An 18,979-nucleotide genomic window follows, 5' to 3' on the forward strand; every position below is an offset into this window, starting at 1 on the left:
AGCGGGCGGACGGTGCTGCCACCCGGGGGCGCCTCCGGCGGCCACGCGGGCCGGAGACCGCTCGTCGTGTCGTGTCGGGTATCCGCCGGGGCCGGGCCCAAACGGTCACGTACTGCGCCACCGGATCGATGTGCCGACGACCGGCCCGGCCTTTCGCCACGCCCGCGCCGGATCACCGCCGCGGTGGCTGCCGTCCAGGAGGATCGGACCGGCCGGGTTTCCGCCCGGCCCCCTGAATGACGTACGACCCGAGGAGTCGAGCGAGTGACGGTCTCCGTAGCCCTGTTCACGTCCGATCTGCGGTTGCACGACAATCCCGTGCTGTACTCCGCGGTGCGCGGGGCCGATCAGGTCGTCCCGCTGTTCGTGGACGACGACGGGGTGCGGGCGGCCGGGTTCGACGCCCCGAACCGGCGGGCGTTCCTGGCCGACTGTCTGGCCGACCTGGACGCCGGCCTGCGGGCGCGCGGCGGGCATCTGGTGGTGCGTAGCGGCGATGTGGTGGAGCAGGTCTGTGCGCTCGCGACGTCGGTGGGGGCCGACCGGGTGCACCTCGCGGGCGGCGTCAGCGGGTACGCCGCACGGCGCGAAGGGCGGCTGCGCGCGGAACTGGAGCGGACCGGCCGCACCCTGTCGGTGCACGACACGGTGGTGACCGCGCTGGCGCCCGGGGCCGTCACCCCGGCGGGCAGCGACCACTACGCGGTGTTCACGCCGTACTTCCGGCGCTGGGCCGAAGCCGGCGTACGGGATCGGGTGGCCGCGCCGCGAAAGGTCTCCGTGCCCGAGGTGGCGCCCGGCTCCCTGCCCCGGCGCGCCGACGTGGGCGGGGTGTCGCCCGGCGTCATGGAAGGAGGGGAAACGGCGGGCCGGCGACGGCTTCGGCGGTGGCTCGCCGGTGGCATCGCCGGGTACGAGGACGGACACGACGATCTGGCGGGCGACGCCACGTCCCGGCTCTCGCCCTTCCTCCACTTCGGCGCGCTGTCCGCCGCCGAACTCGTCCATCTGGCCCGGCACAAGGGCTCCCCGGGCGCGCAGGCTTTCGTCCGGCAGCTGGCCTGGCGGGACTTCCACCACCAGGTGCTCGCGGCCCGTCCGGAATCGGCGCACGAGGACTACCGGCCGCGCGGCGACCGGTGGCGCGACGACGAACGGGAGATCGCCGCCTGGCGCGAGGGGCGCACCGGCTATCCACTCGTGGACGCCGCGATGCGGCAGCTCACCCACGAAGGGTGGATGCACAACCGGGGCCGGATGCTGGTGGCGAGCTTTCTCACCAAGACCCTGTACGCGGACTGGCGGATCGGCGCCCGCCACTTCCTGGACCTGCTGGTCGACGGGGACGTCGCCAACAACCAGCTCAACTGGCAGTGGGTGGCCGGGACCGGCACGGACACCCGGCCCAACCGGGTCCTCAACCCGGTGGTCCAGGGCAAGCGCTTCGATCCGCACGGCAGCTACGTGAGCCGGTGGGTGCCCGAACTCGCGGGCCTGGAGCGGAAGTTCCTCCATGAACCCTGGAAGCTCAAGGCGGCGGACCGGGCCGGACTCGACTACCCGGACCCGGTCGTGGACCTCGCCGAGGGGCGCGCCCGCTTCGAGCGGGCGCGCGGCGCCTGAGCCCGGTCCGCCGGCCGCGACCGGCGGCCCTTGGCACGAGGCGCCTACGGACTCACCAGCGGTCGATGCCCATCGTCTTCGCCGCGCTGTGAATGGCGTTGTAGTGCGGGATCGACATGTCGGACTTCTTCTGCTTCGCCGGCAGGTTCCGGTCCGTGTGCCGGAACTCGTCGCGCGCGGCCGCGAGCAGGCTCGTGCCGTAGCTGACGGGCACGTCGTCCTTTCCGTGCACGGGATGCGACTTGGCCGCCGTCTGACTCCCGGCATTGGCCAGGATGCTCCGCGCCTGGTTGTACGCGGCAGGCTTGATCGTCTTCGGGTTGGCCGCCACCGGGTGGGCGCCGCTCACCGCGTGCGCACCGTCGGCGACGACGGCGGAGGCGGAGGCGGAGGCGGGCGCGACGACCGCGGCAAGCGCGCCGACCGCCAACGCGGCGGCCATACCCGTACGGACGATGAACTGCATACGATTCCTCGCTTACTGGATGAAAAGCGTGCTGAACCTTGCACCGGGAAGCCTGCCGCATGCGGGCAAACAGGGACGAGTGCCGCTGGCCGGATCCCGGTGGCCACTGCCTGGGCACGAGGAGGCACGTGAAGCTCCCGCACCTGATCGGACGCGGCGGGCGTCAAGGCGCCGCAAGGCAGCAGATCTGTCCGGATTCGACGTCCCGCGCGGCACGCATGCATGGGGCGGCGAGTCGGGGGCACTCGGATCCCAAGCCCCCTCAGGGCCAGGTACCCCCGGCCTGGCCCGGGCTCGCGGTCCCGCGCATCCACCCCTCTCCCGGATGTGCGGGACCGCTGTACGTCCACCCCATGAGTGCCCTCAGCGGCGGCGCGCAGAGGGCGTGGCGGCGGGGTCGCGGGCGGTGGCGTGCAGGTACTCAAGGGCGTCCAGCACGATGGTGCGCTCGTGCCAGGACAACCACGCGCCGGCCTGCCGGCCGGTCTGCTCCAGGGCCGCGAGCTGAGCCGGGTGCAGGTCCTGGATGGGGCGGTCCAGGTGGGCGGAGACCATGCCCACACAGGTCCCGTCGGAGGTGGCGAGGGGGATGCTGTGGCAGGCGCGGCTGCCCGCCTTGAGGATCGTCTCCCTCGCCTGCGGCGTGAAGACGGGGTCGGTGGCGACATCGCGCACCGTGGTCTGCGCGACGTCCGCGGCGGCCTGGGCGCAGGACGTTCCCCGGTCGCCGACGACGGCGAAGAAGTCGACGAATTCGGCGCTCAGGCCGGTGTGCTTCTCCATCCGCAGGACCCGCCCGGCGCGATCGGCGAGCTGGACGTTGCCCATGGACGCACTGGTGATGGCCAGCGCCTGCGTCAGGACGGCGCTCAGGACCTCGCTGTGATGGGCACGGTCGGCGCCGTCCATCCCCAGCGTGTCCAGCGGCGGGGCGCCGTGCCGGGTGCGGCCCGGGAACCACAGACTCTGGTCCGTGTCCGGCCGGGGCACGGCGATCACGGCCTCGGCCACGGCACGGAGTTTGATGTTGAAGCGCTGCGAAGCCTGCTGCATCAACGCGAACGCCACCTCGGCCCCGCGCAGCCGGTATCGCTCCGTCAGCAGCCCCTGAGCCTGGGCGATCAGCGGCCGCGACCGCACCTGCGCGCGCAGATCCCGGATCTCCCGGCGGAGCCGCTCCGCCTCCTCCGCCGTACCGTCCGCTTCCGTCCCGGTTCCGCCGAGCACATCGGTCATTCGCGCCTGCTCCCGCACTCGCCGTCCCACGACTCGGCCCCAGGTCGTGCAGGCGAGCCGCATCACCATAATCCCCACACAACAGGCCGACAGAATAAGCCCGTTCACCTCACCCGGCCGACCTGGGAGCAGCAGGTGACGGGCGTCCGGCAGCCCGGCCGAAGTCGGTGGTCAACCAGTGCTCGATGGACTCATCGGGGAATGCGTGGGGCCGATGGGCGCCCGGCACCGGTGAGATGTCGCTGATCCGGTCGAGCCGGAAGAGGCGCCAGTCGTCCCGGTCGATATCGAAGGCCACGAGGTACCACTGCCCGGCGCGCAGGCAGTGGCGGTACGGCTCGACCAGCCGGGTCGACGGCCTGCCGTGCTGGGCGGCGTAGCGGAACCGGAGCCGGCCGTCCGCCGCCACCGCGTCCGCGATCACCCCGACGGTTGCCGCCGCCACGCCGGCGCCGGGCTGCCCCAGCACCTCGGTGGCGAGATCGGTGGCCGCGGCGCGCCGGCGCAGCGGGCGGGGCAGGATCTGGTCGAGCTTGAGCAGCGCACCCGATGCGACCGCGTCGTCGGGGAGCCAGGCGCGGATCAGGTGCAGCCCGGCGACCAGCGCGGTGATCTCGTCGGCACTGAACAGCAGCGGCGGCACCTTGACTCCGGGGCTCAGCCGATAGGCGCTGCCCGGCCCCGGGCGGGCCTCGACGGTGTACCCGAGCCGCCGGAGCCGCTGGGCGTCACGCCGTACGGTACGGATGCTCGCGCCGAGCCGCTCGGCCAGGTGGGCGGCCGTCCACTCGCCCCCGGATTGCAGCAGGGTCAGCATCGTCAGGGTCCTGAGCGTCGGGTCGAGATCCATGGGGTCAGCCTTCCCCCTTCCGGGAGAGGAGGACAGCTTCGGGCCGCCTCTGCTCCTAGCCTGATCCCGAACGGAGCCGCCGAAGGAGAGGAAGCCATGCGCATCGCCGTCACGACGCCGACCGGCAACGTGGGCCACCACGTCGTCGCCACACTGATCCGCGCCGGGATCCGCCCACGTGTCCTGTCGCGCCACCCCGGCCGGCTGGCTCCCGAGGTCCGGCACCACGTGGATGCGGTGCGGGCCGACCAGTACGACGCCGAATCGGTGGTGGCCGCCACCGACGGCATCGACGCCCTGTACTGGGTGAACCCGACCAGCGACAGCGAGGACCCTCTCGCCGACTGCGCCCGCGCCACGGGCAGTGTGGTCCGCGCCGTCACCGAGAACCGGATCTGCCGGGTCGTCTTCCAGAGCAGTATCGGAGCGGAGAAACGTCACGGTGCCGGGGAGATCGACGGCCTGGCACACACCGAGACGGCTCTGGACGACTTGGACATCGACGTCACCCACCTGCGCTGCGGCTATTTCTTCACCAACCTCGAACCCCAACTCCCCGCGCTACGAGCAGGAGTTGTCCAGGTGATCCTCCCGCTGGACCAGCCCATGGCCTGGGTGGCCCCCCGCGACATCGCCGAGGTGGCCGCCACCCGCCTCCTGTCCCCCGACTGGTCCGGACGCCACGTCCAGGCGGTCCATGGCCCCGCCGACCTGTCGTGGCATCAGGTGGCCGACATCCTCACCGCTGCCACCGGCCGGAAGATCAGTGTCGAGCAGATCACGGACGACGCCATGCGCACACAGCTCCACCAGGCCGCGCTGTCCGACGCGACGGTCGAAGCGATGCTCGGAATGTCGACCGGCCTGCGCGAAAACTTCACCCCCGAACAGAGCCGCACCATCCGGACGACCACCCCCACCACCCTCGCGGCATGGGCCTACGACCATCTCCGGCCGCAGCTGGCCGACGCGCCGTGAACGACCGGGAACCGGAGAGCCGCCGCGCATCGCGCAGAGGGCCCCGCCCGCCCCTCCTCAGTAGATGACGACAGACACCCCGCACAGGCCGAGCCCGTGCTTCCCGGCATGCCGCCACATCCGCAGCGGCCCGTCCAGGACGCTTTCCTCGTCGTCGCCGTAGTACAGCCAGTCCTGGCCCTCCGCCGAGGCACGCCCCTCCGGGCTGAAACTCAGCGCCCGTTCGACAGCGGGCATGGTCTCGCGCACCTCGGCGGAGGTGAGCAGGAAGTTCCCGCACCAGCCCGGTAACCCAGCGCTTCCGCCTCGCTCGCTCCGGACCGGCCGAACGGGCTCCGCCAGGTCCGGAAGTCCGGCAGTGACTCCCGCCGCCAGCGATCCCAGCGCTCCCGCGCGAACGGCTCACCTGGCCCAAGAACGACCCGAACCCCCTGGTCACGCGCCTCCTCGCCCTGCTCGACGACGGCTCGCCTGGCAGGTCCAAGGAGCGCTAGCGGGGGTGGTCTTCCCCGTCGACGGCCGGGACCAGGTGGTCCAGGGCCGCGATCCGGATCGCCGGTCCGGCGTCGGGGGCGTACCGCCCGAGCTGTCGGACACAGGCGTCCCATGCCGCGCTGGAGAGCAGGTCGCGGGAGGCGGCGAACAGGCGGTACAGGGCGGGGCCATGACGGTCGGCGAGTTCGGCGTTGTGCGTGAGCACGTCGAGTTCGTTCGCGGCCGTCACTTCGACGAAGGCGCGTACATCCGGCTCCGAGGGGGTGTGGTCCCGGCCGGTGAGGCGGTCGCGGAACAGCACCGGGCGTCCGCTCCCGAGTCGCGGGTACACGACGCCGCGGTCGCAGCTCGCGTACAGGTGGACCAATGCCTCGGCCCGTTCGCCGATCAGCTCGACGAGGAGGGCCCGCTCGGCGGTGTCCGCCAGGGCCTGGCCGAATCCGTCGGTTCCGTACACCGCGTGGCACAGCCCCGCGGCCCGCAGGTCCGGATCGGCGCCCCACTCGCCGAGGAGGCGGGCGACACGGAGCAGGTGTTCCAGGAGGGTTCCGCCTGGGTGGTACATCTCGGCGGCGCCCCGGGCGCGCAGGAACTCCTCGACGGCGGGCCACGCCTCGTCCGGAGCATCGTCCGGCCGCATCAGGCCTCCCGGTTCGACTGTCGAGCCACCTCTGCGACCAGCCGGGCCGTGGCCGGGGTCCCGATCCCATGGACGGCCCCGGCGCGGAGGACCGCCCCGCCGATGGCGTCGAGTTCGAGCGGGCGCCCTGCCTCCGCGTCGCGCTGCATCGAGGACTTCATCGCGTGCGGCGCCCGGTCGAAGAACGAGAGCACGGTGTCGGTCGTCACCGGTGTGCCCGCAGCCTGCGCCACGGCGGTGATTTCGTCCAGCACCGCGAGCAGTTCCGGGCGCCGGTCGGTGCGGACGGTTCCGACATCGGTCCGGTGCCGGGTGGTCAGGAGGGCGAACGGGGCGAGGAAGGCGAGTTTGTCCCAGAGCATCGCGGTCTCGTCGGTCCGCAGTGTCACACCGAGGCCGGCGTGCCGCAGCCGGTCCGCGAACTCGTCGAGCGGCGCGGCCAGTTCGAGGTGGGCGAAGGGGCTCGTATGACTGATGCGCCCTGGTGCGGTGCGGGTGGCCTCGACCTTGATCGTGCCTGCGACCACCTTGGCCGAGGGGTAGCGCTCGCGCAGCACCGCGACGTGATCGAGCCCGTTGAGCAGCGGGACCACGAGCGCATCGCCGAGGACCGCGGCCGGTACGCGGTCGAGTGCCTGGTCCAGCGCGGTCTGCTTGACCGTCACGACGACGGCGTCCACCGGCTCTCTCAGCTCGGTGTCGGCCTTCACCTCCGCCGTGAAGTTCCCGTACTGGGCGCTCTCGATGCGCAGACCCTCCCGGTTCAGGGTGGCGGCGGTCTCCTCGCCCGCGATGCAGATGACGCGGTGTCCGGCACGGGCGAGCAGCCCGCCGATCAGACCTCCGACGCCGCCCGGTCCGAGGATGGCCACCGTCAGGTTGGTTGTGGTCACGTGCGCTCCTGTCGTACTTGAGGGACCTGTGCGGACGGACCGCGGTGCTCTGCCGGTCGGTGTGCGAGCCGCAATCCGGTCCCGCCGGGATGCGGACACAGGCCATGAGGCGGGTCGACACCCGCCCGCCGTTCACCGCGTCCGGATCGGGTGAAGCGGCGGGCGGGTTGCCGCCCTGGGCCCTGCATCGAGGATCATGCATCCCGGAAACCCAAGTCAATCCACGGGTTTGCTGGCAAATACCCAAGCGATAGCTTGGGTTGCCGTGACTCTTGACGATCTTCGTGTCTTCACCGCGGTCTGCCGGGCCGGCTCCCTGAGCGCGGCCGCCCGCGACATGTCCTGTACGCAGTCCGCGGTCAGCCAGCATGTGAAGCGGCTGGAACGGGAGCTGGGCCTGAGCCTGCTCGAACGGCACACGCGCGGGGTGGTGGCGACGCCGGCCGGGCGCATGCTGAACGCGGCGGTCACCGAAGGCCTGGGGTGCATCGACCAAGCGCTGCGCCGAATAGAGGAAGTGGCGCGCGCGGAAGGCGGCTCGGTCCGGGTCACCACGGGAGCCACGACCGTACGGCACTTCATGGCGGCGGCCGTCGTCGATTTCCGGCGGCGCTTTCCCCGGGCCAGCCTCGAATTCCAGACCGAAACCTCCAGCCGCGGCTGCTTCGACGCGCTCGCCGCGGGCGGCGTCGACCTCGCATGGATCACCCTGAGGCCCGCGACGCGCGCCATCGAGCAGCATCCCGTCGTCGAGATTCCCTGGTCGCTGGCCGTCTCGGCCACTGATCCGCTGGCGGCCAAGGCCTCCCTGGAACCGGCCGACCTCCAGGACGCCCGGCTCATCGGACTTCCCGAGAACTCGACGTCCCGCCTCCAACTCAGCGCCTGGCTCGCGGAGTCCGGGGTCCGGCCGGTGTTCGACACCAGCGTCACGGACTGGGACACCGCGATCCTGCTGGCCGAGCTGGGCCTGGGCCATGCCGTCGTCCCGGCCCTGCCCGCCTGGAGCGGCCCCGGCCACCCCGACCTGCGGCTGATCCCGATCCCCGCGCTCCCGGCGCTCACGGCGGGCTGGGCCGTACGTCACTGGGACGACCTCTCCCCGCTGGCCCTCGCGTTCGCCGAGCTGGTCGCACACCGTTGCGGCGCGCAGACCGTCCTTCCATAGCCGCCGGTTGAGGGCAGATACGTTGTCAGGAGTCGCCGCTGCCACGGACGCGGGGCCGGTCGCGGACAGCGTCCAGGACCGGCCGAGGTCCGCGGCGTCGATCCGGGCGACGGCGATGTTGCCGGACACGGATTCGCGCTCAACGGGCGGCCTCCGCGGGCGGCAGGTGACCGGTACTCAGCGCGCAGTGGCGTTCAGCACGTACTCGCGCGAGGCGTGGACTTCGGCGCGCAGGGTGGGCAGGTCGACGTCGAGCACCTGGCCGTTCCACTTGCGGGGTTCGCCGTTGATGAGTACGGCACTGATGTTGCGGGCGTCGGAGCCCAGCACGACCGTGCCGATCGGATCGTTGAGCGGCATGTTGTTGAGGTCCTCGGCGTGGATGACCAGGAGATCGGCCTTCTTGCCCGGGGTGAGGGAGCCGGTCGTCCGCAGGCCGTTGGTACGGGCGCCCTGGAGCGTGGCGAAGTCGAGGACGTCGTGGGTGGTGATGCGTTCCGGCTCCCGCTCGGTGCCGAAGACTGCGTTGGCCGCGCGCATCCGCTGGATGGTGTGCAGGGCTCTCATCTGCGTGAACATGTCGCCGGCCAGGGCCACTTCGACGTCGATGCTCAGGCCGGGACGGACTCCGGCCGACAGGGCTTCGTCGATCGCGGGGATCGCGGTCTCCAGGCCGATCTGCGCGTCCGAGGTCGGCGCGAGCGCGATGGTCGTGCCGGTCTCCCCTATCGCCCGCCACGCCTCGGGGGTGAGACCTGTCGCGTGGATGAGGGTGAGGCCGGGGCCGAGGAGACCGTCCTCGGCCCAGCCGAGAATGGCTTGCGAGGAGGCGGCACCGAACACGGCGTCCACACTCACACCAATACCCAACTCCCTTGCCGAGCGGGCGAGTTCGGGCCCGTAGGCCAGAGCGGGGCCGGCGACCTCGGCGGTGCCGAGCGCGGCCAGCCGCAACGTCAGCAGTTGGTCGTCACTGCTGAAGTACGTGGACCTGAGCCGGGCCAGATCGCCGGGCCACTGCTTGTCCCAGTCGCCGAAGTGCGGGGCCATGGAGGCGTGGACGCCCCGGATGCCGGTGTCGATCAGGGCCTGCACGGCGGCGTCGGAGTGCTCGGGTGTGCGGGAGTTGTGGGAGAAGTCGAGCATGCAGGTGATCCCGCCGTCGATCGCGGTCAGTGCCGCTAGTCGGGTCCCGACGTACATGTCGTGGGGCCGGTAGACGGTGGCGTAACCGGCCAGGGTGGACATGACATAGGCGCCGAGGTCGTCGACGTCCGGCATGATCCGCCGCAGCTGGGACTGCCAGGCATGGCGGTGGGTGTCGACGAAGCCGGGCGTCAGGATGCTGCCGCCCGCGTCGACGACCACCGCGCCGTCCCGGCTCAGGTCCGGTCCCACGGTGGCGATCGTGTCGCCCTCGACGAGCAGATCGGCCTTGTTCAGGACACCGAGTCCGGGATCCATGGTGACGATGGTCGCGCCGGTGAAGAGGATGCGTCGGCCCGGGTCGCCGGACTGCCGCTGGAGCTGGTCGAGGACGGCGGCACCGGTGGTGTCGGCGGTGGTCATGGGGAGGGAGGTCCTGTCCGTGATGCGGGGGCGGTGAGCCCGTGTGGGGGGGGCTCACCTGACTCCCCCAGCTTCGGGCCGCCCTCGGCCGGCAACCAGGCCGCGGTCCGCCGGGGTGCGGCACACCCAGGCACATCCCTGGCCCCCGGGAGTCGCGAGCCGGCCTGCCCCACACCGGGTTGGAAGGCTCCGGCCGCCCGGCGACACGGGCCTCGGCCGCGTCGGGGGCGACGGGTGCGCCCCCGCCGGGTCAGCTGTCCAGGCGATGCTTGCCGAGCCGGGCGACCATCTCCGGGTCGCGGTGGTCGAAGAACAGCGTCGCTCCGGTGTCGAGCGCGGCGATCCGGGCCATCTGGTCGTCGCCGAGTTCAAAGTCGAAGACGTCGAAGTTCTGCGCCATCCGGCCGGGGTCCACCGACTTCGGGATCGTGACGATGCCGCACTGGATCAGCCAGCGGAGTACGACCTGGGCGGCGGACTTGTCGTGCGCTGAACCGATCTCGCTGAGGACGGGGTGGGTGAACAGGTTGTTCCTGCCTTCGGCGAATCCGCCCCAGGACTGGTGCTGGACTCCGTGCTCGCGCATGAGAGCGTGGTCGGCGGTGCGCTGGAAGAACGGGTGGGTCTCGATCTGGTTGACCGCTGGGGTGACCTCGTTGTTGAGCATCAGGTCCAGGAGACGGTCGGGATAGAAGTTGGCGACGCCGATCGCCTTGGCCAGGCCCTCGCGGTTGACGGCCTCCATGGCCCGCCACTGGCCGTAGACGTCGCCGAACGGCTGGTGCATCAGGTACAGGTCGACGTGGTCCAGGCCCAATTTCGTCAGAGACGTGTCGAAGGCGCGGCGGGCGTTGTCCTGGGCGGGGGCATCCTGGACCCACAGCTTGGTGGTGACGAACAGTTCCTCACGCGGGATGCCACTGCTCTTGATGGCACGGCCGACGGCCTCCTCGTTGCCGTAGGCGGCCGCGGTGTCGAGCAGCCGGTAGCCGACGGCCAGGGCATCGGTGACGGCCTGCTCGGTCCGCTCCGGCGGGATCTGGTAGACACCGAAGCCGAGGATCGGCATCTCGACGCCGTTGTTGAGGGTGACGCTCTGCATGGGTTCGTCCTTGTCACTCGGTGTACGGGGTCGTCGGGCGGTCGTAAGCGTTCAGCGGCGGAAAAGCGAGCCGCCCAGGCCCGGTCGGGCAGCCGGCGGGCGACCGGCCGCACGGGCCTCCGGACGACGCAGCTCGATGTACCGCTCGACGTACCGCATCCGCTCGCTCCGCGCCGTCGGCTTCTCCCATGATGTCCACCCTGGACGCAACCTCGTCCTCGACTGTCGCGGCACGCGGTGGGAGACGCGCGTTTCCCCCTCCGCGGTCAGGGCGGGAAGCTCGGGGGAGGCGGGAGAGAAGCGGGACTACCACCAATATGCCGGGTATTCGGGGGCATTGCGCCGGATGCGGGAGGCCGCGTACTCGCCGAGCACCAGCAGCACGCAGGCGCCCACCAGCAGGGGTACGAAGCGCTGCGGGGCAGGGTGTTGCAGCACCACGACGACAGGGGTCGCGCAGGCCGGGGAATGGGGAGCGCGGGCGAGAAGGGTGAGCGCGACGGTCGCCGCGCCGGCCAGGGCAGTGGCCCAGGGCGAACTGCCGACCGTGGCGAGGACCGCGTAGCCGGTCGCGGCCCCCAGCAGATGGCCCAGGATGACATTGCGCGGCTGGGACAGGGGCAGGGTGGGCGCACCGTGCACCACAGCGGCACTGGCCGCCAGGGGCGGTATCAGGACCGGTTCGTGTATGACCGTACCGATGGCCACGAGCGCCGGCAGGACGGTGGCCGCGGCACTCACCGTGTAAAACGCGGCACCGGCCGGCGGCCGTGACGGAGCCCGCCCGGCCAGCCGGACTCTGCCCGCCGGCACGGCGCGGACGGCAGGGGCGCGGTCGGCATCCGGCCGGGCACCCGGGGCGGATCGAGGCATGGGCGTGATCTCTACAGCGGGCGGCGCAGGGCCGCGCAGGTCGACAGGGGGCAGGAACGGTCGACACTGCGCGGGGCAGGTTCTGCGGTCGGCAGAGAACGTGGCCTTGCGCCGGCCCGGTGGGACCGGCACAGTCCGCCACACCTGCTAACCAACCACCACGCACGCCCTCACGGAGCACCGCCTCTACAGACCCTCGTCAAGGGCCAGGAAGTCGCGCCGCCGGGGCAGGTGACTCACAGGTCGAGGAGCTGCAAGGCTCTCAAGGATCCGTGAGCAACCATCACCCCACCCGGCAGCGCGTTCCGGTTCAGCTGGGCGCGGGATGGACGCACCCGCGTCAGCGGTAGTCCTCAGGGTGGCCCTGCATCCATGTGTTGATCTTCTCGCGCGTGGCGATCAACGATGTCTGATGCTTCTTCAGGTTGGCGAAGGAGCGGTCCCCGCCGAGCTCGGCGTCGAGCTTCTTCACCAGGGCAATCGGCTCGGGGAAGTGGCCGGGTCCCTTCGGGTCCGCCTTCATGGCTCGGTCCACGCCGTGCAGTTCGTCGTAGACCCGGCCCAGGAAGTAGGCGCAGTTGCCGGGGGTGCACGAGTCGCCCAGGGTCGCCTGGAGGCCGGCGAATGCGTCGCGGACCTTCTCGGCCGATGGCGTACTGGGAGCCGAGGGGGGTGAGGAGACGGTGAGGCCCTCGCCCGCCACCGATGGCGAGGCCGACGCACTCGCCGACGCGGGCGTCCGCTCTCCGGCCCCCGTGGCCGGAGACGCGTCGCAAGAGGCACTGAGTGCGGCCAAGGCCACGGCGACAACGGCCGCGCCCCGCGCTGAGGACTTGAACATGTCGATTTCCCCCGTGATCGTGAGTCAGCCGACCCTACATAGCCCGTTGGCAGGCACACGTGTGAGCCTCCCATCTGGAATCCTTGAGAACCTGACCTGCGCGCGCCTGGGCGGACCGCGGTCAGGAACCCCCTGAGACGGGTTCGGCACCGGAATGACGTTGCCCGCCGCGTTGCACCGTACGGCCCAGATTCCCGGCGCGCCTGCCTCGTGGACCCGTACGTCCACGGCCGGTGGCTGTTTGGCACCGGACACTTCGGCGTTGGCGGCAGTGCAGACGAGCTGGGTGACGTCCAGGCCGCCGCGGTTCATCTCGCCACCGGGATCGGAAGGCAGAGGTCCACCGCCCCGGACTCCGCCGTCGCGTTCGGGCGGCCGGGCCTGCGGCGTCCCTGCGGTGCCGACCGCCGACGCCGCATCCCCGCGAAGGCGAGAGGACCGACGTCACCACATCCGGCTGCGGGCTCAGGCGGACTCGCCGGCCCGACGGCGGTCGGCGGCAACCACAAGCCCGCCGACGACCGCCAGAGCCATCAAAGCGGCGGCGAAAAGAGTGACTCCCCGCGCCAGCCCGACCGCGTCGCTGAGGTAGCCCGCCGACACCGGCAGCACACCGGCGAGTACGTAACCGCCAACGTTGAGCGCCGCGTTGGCCTCGGCGAGGCGCTGCGGCGGAACACTGGAATTGAGCAGGGACAGCCCACCCAACTGCCCCATGCCCTGGCCCGCACCGGCCAGCAGCGCGGAGGCGATGAGCACCGGGACCGACGAGGTGTGCACCGCTACGACGAGGGTGACCATGCTGAGCGTGGTACTCGCGGCTCCGGCGGCCAGGATGGTGCGCCGGGACAATTTCTGGACCGCGAACTGCACACCGGTGGCCGCGAGGAACATGGCGAAGGCCATCGCCCCGGCCACCACCCGGCTGGTGGTTCCGAGCAGGCCGGACAGCAAGGACGGCCCGAGCGACAGCACGAAGGAGGTCGCCGTGATTCCAGGGGCGAACACCGCGATTCCCAGCGCGAGTTGGCTGCCGCTGCCCTGCGGAACCCCGGGAATGCGCACCCAACTGCCCCGGGAAGCCGTATCCGGACTGCGCACGGGCATCCGCACGACGGCAACGACAGCGGTGAGCAGCGACACCGCCTCGACTACGAACACGGTGACGGTGGGGGCGGGCAGCGCCTCGGACAGCACCCCGGCCAGGAGCGGCCCGAGCCCTGCGCCGAAGACCATGGCGCAGGAGGCCAGCAGAGCGGCGCGGCGCTTGCGTTCCTGGCCCGCTACATCGGTGACGGCCGCCATCCCCGCCGAGACGACGGCCCCGACGGCGATGCCGGTGAAGAGCCGGGCCACCACCAGCGCGGCCACTGACGAGGCAGTAGCGAAGATCGCGCACGCCGCCAGCGCGAGAGCGAGCGCCGGCAGGAGCACGGGCTTGCGGCCGAGCCGGTCGGAGACCACCCCCGAGACCAGCAGGGACCCGAGCAGGCCGACGATGTAGAACGCGAAGATCACCGTCAGGGTGCCCTTCGAGAACCCGATGTCACGCTGCCACAGCACGTACAGCGGTGTCGCCGCGTTGGACAGGACGAACACGGCGGTGACGGGCCAGGCGGCCACCCAGATCCACCATGCGGGGGCAGCAACCGGTCCGCCCCGCCCATGCGGCGCGGTGGCGCGCCGGTTCTCAACCACCGCACCCCCAGACGCTGTTCGACTTTCCGACATGGTCGTCCCCTCCACCGAATCCAGTACGAGATAAGTCGAAGTTAGCATGCAGTACGATGCAACTCGTACAAAGGATTCGGACCTACGAGGAGGGGCCCATGCCAGCGACGGCACGCAGAGCGGCCGCCATCAAGACCCCCGCCGAACCCGAGGAGCTCCCCCGGCCGCTCCCCGAACCGTCCATCGACGACCTGCGTCTGGAAACCGTGCTCGGGGCACTCAGCGACCCCCTGCGCCTGACCATCGTGCGCAAGCTGCTCCTGGAGTCGGAGCAGTTCGACCACCCCTGCGGCTGGTTCGGTCTCGACCGCCCGAAGTCCTCCCTCACCCACCACTTCAAGGCCCTGCGCGAGGCGGGCGTCACCAGACAGCGCCAGTACGGCCTCGAACGCCGCAGCCAGGTACGCGTCGACGACCTCAACGAGCGGTTCCCTGGGCTTCTCAATCTGGTGGCGGCGTGGCTGCCCGAGGAGCAATAGGGCGGGCCCGCACGGAAGTTGACCGATGGGTCCGGGCCGGCGACAGGAGCGCGGGCTTCGGGGCGGGGCGACCCGAGTTCAGCCACGCAGCACGGACGGCGCCTGGGGGGAGGGGAGTCGGGGATTGCCCGCACTGTCCAAGGGGGTGCCTGCCGGGTAGCGGGCGCAGTCTGCCGATGCGGCTACCTGGAGGCGGTTCCCGGGATAGCTCTCGATGGTGACCCTGTCGGAGCCGCCCGGCGCCTTGAGCCGCATCTCGAGCAGGGAGGGGGTTCGACGGTATTCGGTGACCGTCCAGCCTCGTCCGGTGAGGGCGGCACGGACCCGCTCCAGAGCGGGAACCGCCTCGTCCAGGGACACTCCCTTCAACGCCCAGTCATTGTGTACGTCCACCACTTGCGGCTCGCTCGTAGGGGTGTCCCTGAGGTTGTCGAAGAAGTGCCGCAGGCCCACCGGGTGGCAGTCGTAGCCGCCGGCGTCCATGCCGCCCGGCCAGTCGCGATCAAGCGTGGCATGCGACAGGCCGAGCTCGTCGTAGACGGCCTGGGTGCGCTCGTCCAGCCGCTGAGCTGTGGCAGCCGGCACCGCGACGGGATACGGCGTGCCGTTCCACACGCCGCTGAACCACTGGGCCGCGAAAACCGCGCCCGCCACCGTCCCGGCCACGGCCGAGCCCAGGCCGGCGTACATGGTGGCCTTGCGGCGGACGGTGCTGAGGGGTTGCTGTGTCATACCCGCATCGTTGCCCGTGCCGCGGGTGGGGTCCTGAGTAGACCTACTCAGTCGGCCTGCGGACACGCACCTATCTTCGGCCGACGCCCCTGCGGCCTTCCCGGGGGCGTTCCCGCACAGCACGACGGGGCCGCGGCTCAAGTTTGACGAGGGGCTGCGCGGCACCACGCCGGTCAGTTCCTCACCACCGCATCGCAGAGGCGTATGGCCGGGCGGCCCAGCATCCGTGTCGGCACCAGGTATTGACGCGTCGTCAGCGTGTGCAGAGGCGGGCCATGAGTGGAAGCGTGACTGGGCGACGAGGTGACCCTGATCCGGCACCCGGAGTGGCCACCGAGCCCATGCGGGACGACTCCTGAGGGCCCGGCATCGTCAGCCCGTGCCGCTCTCCGACATGCCGTGGCCCACCAGCGCCCGCTGCACCTGACGTCGTCCCGTCTGGGCCGAGAGTACGTAGAGCAGCGCCAGGCTGATCAGCCAGCCCGCCACTGCGGAGAACTGGTTGATCATGAACTTGAACGCCTGGCCCAGGAGCAGGTCCACGAGGAGCGCGGCGCGCAGGGTGCGCAGCGCGGCGTTCCGGTCGCGGCGCAGCAGGGCCGTGCCGCGTAGGGAGAGTACGAGGGAGGCCAGTGAGCAGGCGAGTGCTCCCGCGATCGCGGTCCACTGGGTCTCGTCGGCGAGGCTGCCCGTGAGGCCGTCGGCGGCGATGGCGATCAGCAGGAGTGCCGCCTGAAGTGTCGCGCCCCATGCGGCGATGCGGACGGACCTCCGGTTGCCTGACACCCGGGCCGTCACGTAGGTGCGTACGCGCTGCGCCGCGTGGTGGTGTGGGCGGAGGCCCCGGACCGGGCGCTCGGGGACCACTTCGAGCAGGGCCGCCAGGGCCGCGTCGAGCTCGGTGGCCGGCGTGCCGGTGTCGCGCAGACGGCGCAGTGCCTCGTCCCGTTCCTGCGGGGTGAGGCCTCGGAGGACGCCGTGGAGCGCGGTGTCGGCGGCGGCAGCCGACCGGATCGCGTCAGGGGCCGCCTCCCTGTCACTACGCCCGCGCCGCGTGACCCACCAGGCGAGGCCGGTCAGCGCGACGAACGTCAGGTAGATGATCCCGGCGGCGGGCCGGTAGAAGTAGCCGTCGACGGAGACCAGTTTGCCCACCTCGTCGATGAACAGGCCGAAGCCGACGCCGCCGATCACCGCTCCGCGCTGCCGGGAGGCGACTCCGGTGAAGACGAGCATCACCAGCAGCCCCGCCAGCATCAGCAGCCCGCCCCACAGCATGTGCGCGATGTGCAGCCCTCCCTTCCCCGCTCCTCCCCCGAGCTTCGGGTAGTCGGCGAGCGAGAGGAACGCACGGGTCACCAGGACGGTGAGGACACCGACGAGAACGAAGAGCCGAAGGTGCGCCGCGGCGCTCGCGGTACGCAGGAATCCGTTGGTCACAGGCGTACGGGACATGCCCCCAGCCTCACCCACGCACCCCGCCCGCTCCATGGTGCCAGCACCCCGTCGCCCCCACGGGCTGGCCCCCGTCGGGAGGGGTGTGGCCAAGTACCCAGGTGGCGGATCCACGTAAGGGGCACCCTCCCTCCGACGAGCCCCGGAGGCCCAGCCCCGCCGGAGGTCTCTGCACGCCTGACGGGGAATCCTCGCAGCCGTACCAAGGGACCCCCGCATTCCTGCCGCTCCTCGGCCCCCAGTAGCTTCTTGACCCTCACACCGTGTCAGGTGGTCAGCTCGGAGACATCATGTTCACCATCGGAGACTTCGCCCGGCACGGCCGCGTATCGGTCCGGATGCTGCGTCACTACGACGCGACCGGTCTGCTGCACCCGGCCCACGTCGACCCCGCCAGCGGCTACCGCTACTACACCGCCGCCCAACTCGCCCGCCTCAACCGCATCATCGCGCTCAAGGATCTCGGATTCACCCTCCAGCAGGTCCAGGACATCGTGGACGAGAAGGTCGGCGCCGAGGAACTGCGCGGCATGCTGCGGCTGCGGCGGGCCGAACTGGAGACCGCCATGGCTGCCGCATCAGCACGGCTGGTCCAGGTCGAGGCGAGGCTCCGAGCGATCGAGAGCGAGGGGCACATGCCCACCAACGACGTCGTCATCAAGAGCGTCCCCAGTATCCGCGTCGCGGAACTGACCGCAATCGCCGCGAGTTTCGAGCCCGAGGACATCGGCCCCGTGATCGGACCGCTGTACGGCGAGCTGTTCCAGCTCCTGGAGTCGGCGGGTATCAACCCGACCGGCCCCGGTGTCGCCTACCACGAGGATGCCCCGGAAGGCGGCGGCAGGATCCGCGTCCACGCCGCCGTCCAGGTCTCCGCCGCTCTCCAGGACGGCGCCTTCCGCGTCCTCGACCTCCCGTCCCTCGACCAGGCGGCGACCATCGTGCACCACGGCTCGATGGACACCGTGCTCCCCACCGCCCAGACCCTGGCCCGCTGGATCGACGCCAACGGCTACCGGTCGACCGGATATCCCCGCGAGATCAATCTGGAGTGCCCCGAGAACCACGACGACTGGGTCACGGAACTACAGGCTCCGGTGACCCGGGGCTGATCGACCCCACCCCGGCCTGACGCCCCGTCAGCAGCCCCGGCGTCGCAGCTGTGCCAGGAAGGCACACCGGCCCGGCCCCGGATCACTTGATCCGGGGCCGGGCCGGCGCAGAGGCTCGCCGGTCAGCTGGCCGCTGCCTCGAACATGCCGACCTCGTACGAGCCGCCCCGCTGGTGCACGATCACCGCCATCCGGTTGGCCGCGTTGATCAGGGCGACCAGCGAGACCAGCGCCGCGATCTGGTCGTCGTCGTAGTGCTTGCGCACCTGGGCCCACGTCTCGTCGGACACGCCCACCTGGGCGTCGGCGAGGCGGGTGCCCTCTTCGGTGAGCGCCAGCGCCGCCTGCTCGGCCTCGGTGAACACGGTGGACTCGCGCCATCCCGCGACCAGGTGAAGCCGGACCGCGCTTTCACCGGCGGCCGCCGCTTCCTTGGTGTGCGCGTCCATGCACCAGCCACAGCCGTTGATCTGGCTGGCGCGCAGCGACACCAGCTCCTGCGTGGACCTCGGCAGCGACGACTGGTGAATCACCATGCCTGCGTTGGCGAACCGCTTGCCGAACTTCGCGCCGGTCTCGTTCTCGAACATATTGAATCGGGCGTCCATCGCTTCGTCCTCACTCGTGAAATCGTGAACTGGTTGGACCGGTGGGGCGGTTGGGGTGGTTGGCCCAAGGCCCCGCAGCACCGCACCGGGACACACAAGAGATGCCGGCCACCCGTGCCCTGTGACGG

Annotated in this window: 19 protein-coding genes; 5 read left to right on the forward strand and 14 right to left on the reverse strand. The window is 71.2% G+C overall.

All coding sequences use genetic code 11. From position 1 onward, the window contains the following. Positions 1–264 precede the first annotated feature (264 nt). Positions 265–1,623: a cryptochrome/photolyase family protein gene (locus ABD346_RS03570; protein WP_344371397.1), complete on the forward strand. Its 1,359-nt coding sequence runs from the start codon at positions 265–267 to the stop codon at positions 1,621–1,623. 52 nt (positions 1,624–1,675) lie between these two features. On the opposite strand, the gene ABD346_RS03575 is transcribed toward ABD346_RS03570, so the two are convergent. The 3 genes from ABD346_RS03575 to ABD346_RS03585 all read right to left on the reverse strand — a co-directional run bounded on the left by ABD346_RS03575 (position 1,676) and on the right by ABD346_RS03585 (position 4,175). Next, positions 1,676–2,089 carry a hypothetical protein gene (locus ABD346_RS03575; RefSeq protein WP_344371399.1) on the reverse strand — a complete coding sequence of 138 codons (414 nt, stop codon included), beginning with the start codon at positions 2,087–2,089 and terminating at the stop codon, positions 1,676–1,678. Between the two features lie 363 nt (positions 2,090–2,452). Then, positions 2,453–3,325, reverse strand: coding sequence for an ANTAR domain-containing protein (locus tag ABD346_RS03580; RefSeq protein WP_344371400.1), 873 nt, complete (start codon positions 3,323–3,325; stop codon positions 2,453–2,455). A gap of 109 nt (positions 3,326–3,434) precedes the next feature. Next, entirely contained in the window at positions 3,435–4,175 is a 741-nt protein-coding gene (locus tag ABD346_RS03585; RefSeq protein ID WP_344371402.1) for a helix-turn-helix transcriptional regulator, read from the reverse strand. Positions 4,176–4,271: 96 nt separating this feature from the next. Here ABD346_RS03585 and ABD346_RS03590 point away from each other — a divergent pair, with 96 nt between their 5' ends. Continuing rightward, positions 4,272–5,153 carry an NmrA family NAD(P)-binding protein gene (locus tag ABD346_RS03590; protein ID WP_344371404.1) on the forward strand — a complete coding sequence of 294 codons (882 nt, stop codon included), beginning with the start codon at positions 4,272–4,274 and terminating at the stop codon, positions 5,151–5,153. 57 nt (positions 5,154–5,210) lie between these two features. Here the strand turns inward: ABD346_RS03590 and ABD346_RS03595 are convergent, their stop codons facing one another. The 3 genes from ABD346_RS03595 to ABD346_RS03605 all read right to left on the reverse strand — a co-directional run bounded on the left by ABD346_RS03595 (position 5,211) and on the right by ABD346_RS03605 (position 7,181). Next, entirely contained in the window at positions 5,211–5,390 is a 180-nt protein-coding gene (locus ABD346_RS03595; RefSeq protein ID WP_344371406.1) for a hypothetical protein, read from the reverse strand. Between the two features lie 253 nt (positions 5,391–5,643). Next, positions 5,644–6,288 carry a DUF6817 domain-containing protein gene (locus tag ABD346_RS03600; RefSeq protein ID WP_344371408.1) on the reverse strand — a complete coding sequence of 215 codons (645 nt, stop codon included), beginning with the start codon at positions 6,286–6,288 and terminating at the stop codon, positions 5,644–5,646. Then, positions 6,288–7,181, reverse strand: coding sequence for a ketopantoate reductase family protein (locus tag ABD346_RS03605; RefSeq protein WP_344371410.1), 894 nt, complete (start codon positions 7,179–7,181; stop codon positions 6,288–6,290). Before ABD346_RS03605 ends, ABD346_RS03600 begins: the two co-directional genes overlap by 1 nt. 265 nt (positions 7,182–7,446) lie before the next feature. On the opposite strand from ABD346_RS03605, the gene ABD346_RS03610 reads away from it, so the two are divergent. Beyond that, a complete protein-coding gene (locus tag ABD346_RS03610) occupies positions 7,447–8,349 on the forward strand; it encodes a LysR family transcriptional regulator (protein ID WP_344371412.1) in 903 nt (300 codons plus the stop codon). A gap of 177 nt (positions 8,350–8,526) precedes the next feature. On the opposite strand, the gene ABD346_RS03615 is transcribed toward ABD346_RS03610, so the two are convergent. The 5 genes from ABD346_RS03615 to ABD346_RS03635 all read right to left on the reverse strand — a co-directional run bounded on the left by ABD346_RS03615 (position 8,527) and on the right by ABD346_RS03635 (position 14,465). Continuing rightward, positions 8,527–9,918: an amidohydrolase family protein gene (locus ABD346_RS03615; RefSeq protein WP_344371415.1), complete on the reverse strand. Its 1,392-nt coding sequence runs from the start codon at positions 9,916–9,918 to the stop codon at positions 8,527–8,529. A 250-nt stretch (positions 9,919–10,168) separates the two neighbouring features. Continuing rightward, on the reverse strand, positions 10,169–11,020 hold the full coding sequence (locus ABD346_RS03620) for an aldo/keto reductase (protein WP_344371416.1): 852 nt from the start codon (positions 11,018–11,020) through the stop codon (positions 10,169–10,171). A gap of 306 nt (positions 11,021–11,326) precedes the next feature. Then, on the reverse strand, positions 11,327–11,893 hold the full coding sequence (locus ABD346_RS03625) for an HPP family protein (protein WP_344371417.1): 567 nt from the start codon (positions 11,891–11,893) through the stop codon (positions 11,327–11,329). A gap of 340 nt (positions 11,894–12,233) precedes the next feature. Next, on the reverse strand, positions 12,234–12,734 hold the full coding sequence (locus tag ABD346_RS03630; RefSeq protein WP_344371419.1) for a hypothetical protein: 501 nt from the start codon (positions 12,732–12,734) through the stop codon (positions 12,234–12,236). A gap of 465 nt (positions 12,735–13,199) precedes the next feature. Further along, positions 13,200–14,465, reverse strand: coding sequence for an MFS transporter (locus tag ABD346_RS03635; RefSeq protein ID WP_344371422.1), 1,266 nt, complete (start codon positions 14,463–14,465; stop codon positions 13,200–13,202). 98 nt (positions 14,466–14,563) lie between these two features. Between ABD346_RS03635 and ABD346_RS03640 the strand changes: the two genes are divergently transcribed. After that, complete coding sequence (locus ABD346_RS03640) at positions 14,564–14,944, forward strand: ArsR/SmtB family transcription factor (protein WP_344371423.1); 381 nt, start codon at positions 14,564–14,566, stop codon at positions 14,942–14,944. 78 nt (positions 14,945–15,022) lie between these two features. On the opposite strand, the gene ABD346_RS03645 is transcribed toward ABD346_RS03640, so the two are convergent. Then, positions 15,023–15,676: a hypothetical protein gene (locus ABD346_RS03645; protein WP_344371425.1), complete on the reverse strand. Its 654-nt coding sequence runs from the start codon at positions 15,674–15,676 to the stop codon at positions 15,023–15,025. Between the two features lie 372 nt (positions 15,677–16,048). Then, positions 16,049–17,131, reverse strand: coding sequence for a hypothetical protein (locus ABD346_RS03650; RefSeq protein WP_344371426.1), 1,083 nt, complete (start codon positions 17,129–17,131; stop codon positions 16,049–16,051). A gap of 290 nt (positions 17,132–17,421) precedes the next feature. On the opposite strand from ABD346_RS03650, the gene ABD346_RS03655 reads away from it, so the two are divergent. Next, positions 17,422–18,243: a MerR family transcriptional regulator gene (locus ABD346_RS03655; RefSeq protein ID WP_344371428.1), complete on the forward strand. Its 822-nt coding sequence runs from the start codon at positions 17,422–17,424 to the stop codon at positions 18,241–18,243. 122 nt (positions 18,244–18,365) lie between these two features. Here ABD346_RS03655 and ABD346_RS03660 read toward each other — a convergent pair whose 3' ends face one another. Next, complete coding sequence (locus tag ABD346_RS03660; protein ID WP_344371430.1) at positions 18,366–18,851, reverse strand: carboxymuconolactone decarboxylase family protein; 486 nt, start codon at positions 18,849–18,851, stop codon at positions 18,366–18,368. Positions 18,852–18,979 lie beyond the last annotated feature (128 nt).

It is taken from the genome of Streptomyces mauvecolor (genome assembly GCF_039532965.1).
In the GTDB taxonomy this organism is placed as follows: Bacteria; Actinomycetota; Actinomycetes; order Streptomycetales; family Streptomycetaceae; genus Streptomyces; species Streptomyces violascens.

Coding starts and splice junctions, on each gene's coding strand:
- ABD346_RS03650 (WP_344371426.1), bottom strand. CDS start 17,131: ATGTCCCGTACGCCTGTGACCAACGGATTCCTGCGTACCGCGAGCGCC.
- ABD346_RS03600 (WP_344371408.1), bottom strand. CDS start 6,288: ATGCGGCCGGACGATGCTCCGGACGAGGCGTGGCCCGCCGTCGAGGAG.
- ABD346_RS03585 (WP_344371402.1), bottom strand. CDS start 4,175: ATGGATCTCGACCCGACGCTCAGGACCCTGACGATGCTGACCCTGCTG.
- ABD346_RS03660 (WP_344371430.1), bottom strand. CDS start 18,851: ATGGACGCCCGATTCAATATGTTCGAGAACGAGACCGGCGCGAAGTTC.
- ABD346_RS03655 (WP_344371428.1), top strand. CDS start 17,422: ATGTTCACCATCGGAGACTTCGCCCGGCACGGCCGCGTATCGGTCCGG.
- ABD346_RS03635 (WP_344371422.1), bottom strand. CDS start 14,465: ATGTCGGAAAGTCGAACAGCGTCTGGGGGTGCGGTGGTTGAGAACCGG.
- ABD346_RS03630 (WP_344371419.1), bottom strand. CDS start 12,734: ATGTTCAAGTCCTCAGCGCGGGGCGCGGCCGTTGTCGCCGTGGCCTTG.
- ABD346_RS03580 (WP_344371400.1), bottom strand. CDS start 3,325: ATGACCGATGTGCTCGGCGGAACCGGGACGGAAGCGGACGGTACGGCG.
- ABD346_RS03615 (WP_344371415.1), bottom strand. CDS start 9,918: ATGACCACCGCCGACACCACCGGTGCCGCCGTCCTCGACCAGCTCCAG.
- ABD346_RS03590 (WP_344371404.1), top strand. CDS start 4,272: ATGCGCATCGCCGTCACGACGCCGACCGGCAACGTGGGCCACCACGTC.
- ABD346_RS03645 (WP_344371425.1), bottom strand. CDS start 15,676: ATGACACAGCAACCCCTCAGCACCGTCCGCCGCAAGGCCACCATGTAC.
- ABD346_RS03640 (WP_344371423.1), top strand. CDS start 14,564: ATGCCAGCGACGGCACGCAGAGCGGCCGCCATCAAGACCCCCGCCGAA.
- ABD346_RS03625 (WP_344371417.1), bottom strand. CDS start 11,893: ATGCCTCGATCCGCCCCGGGTGCCCGGCCGGATGCCGACCGCGCCCCT.
- ABD346_RS03620 (WP_344371416.1), bottom strand. CDS start 11,020: ATGCAGAGCGTCACCCTCAACAACGGCGTCGAGATGCCGATCCTCGGC.
- ABD346_RS03595 (WP_344371406.1), bottom strand. CDS start 5,390: ATGCCCGCTGTCGAACGGGCGCTGAGTTTCAGCCCGGAGGGGCGTGCC.
- ABD346_RS03575 (WP_344371399.1), bottom strand. CDS start 2,089: ATGCAGTTCATCGTCCGTACGGGTATGGCCGCCGCGTTGGCGGTCGGC.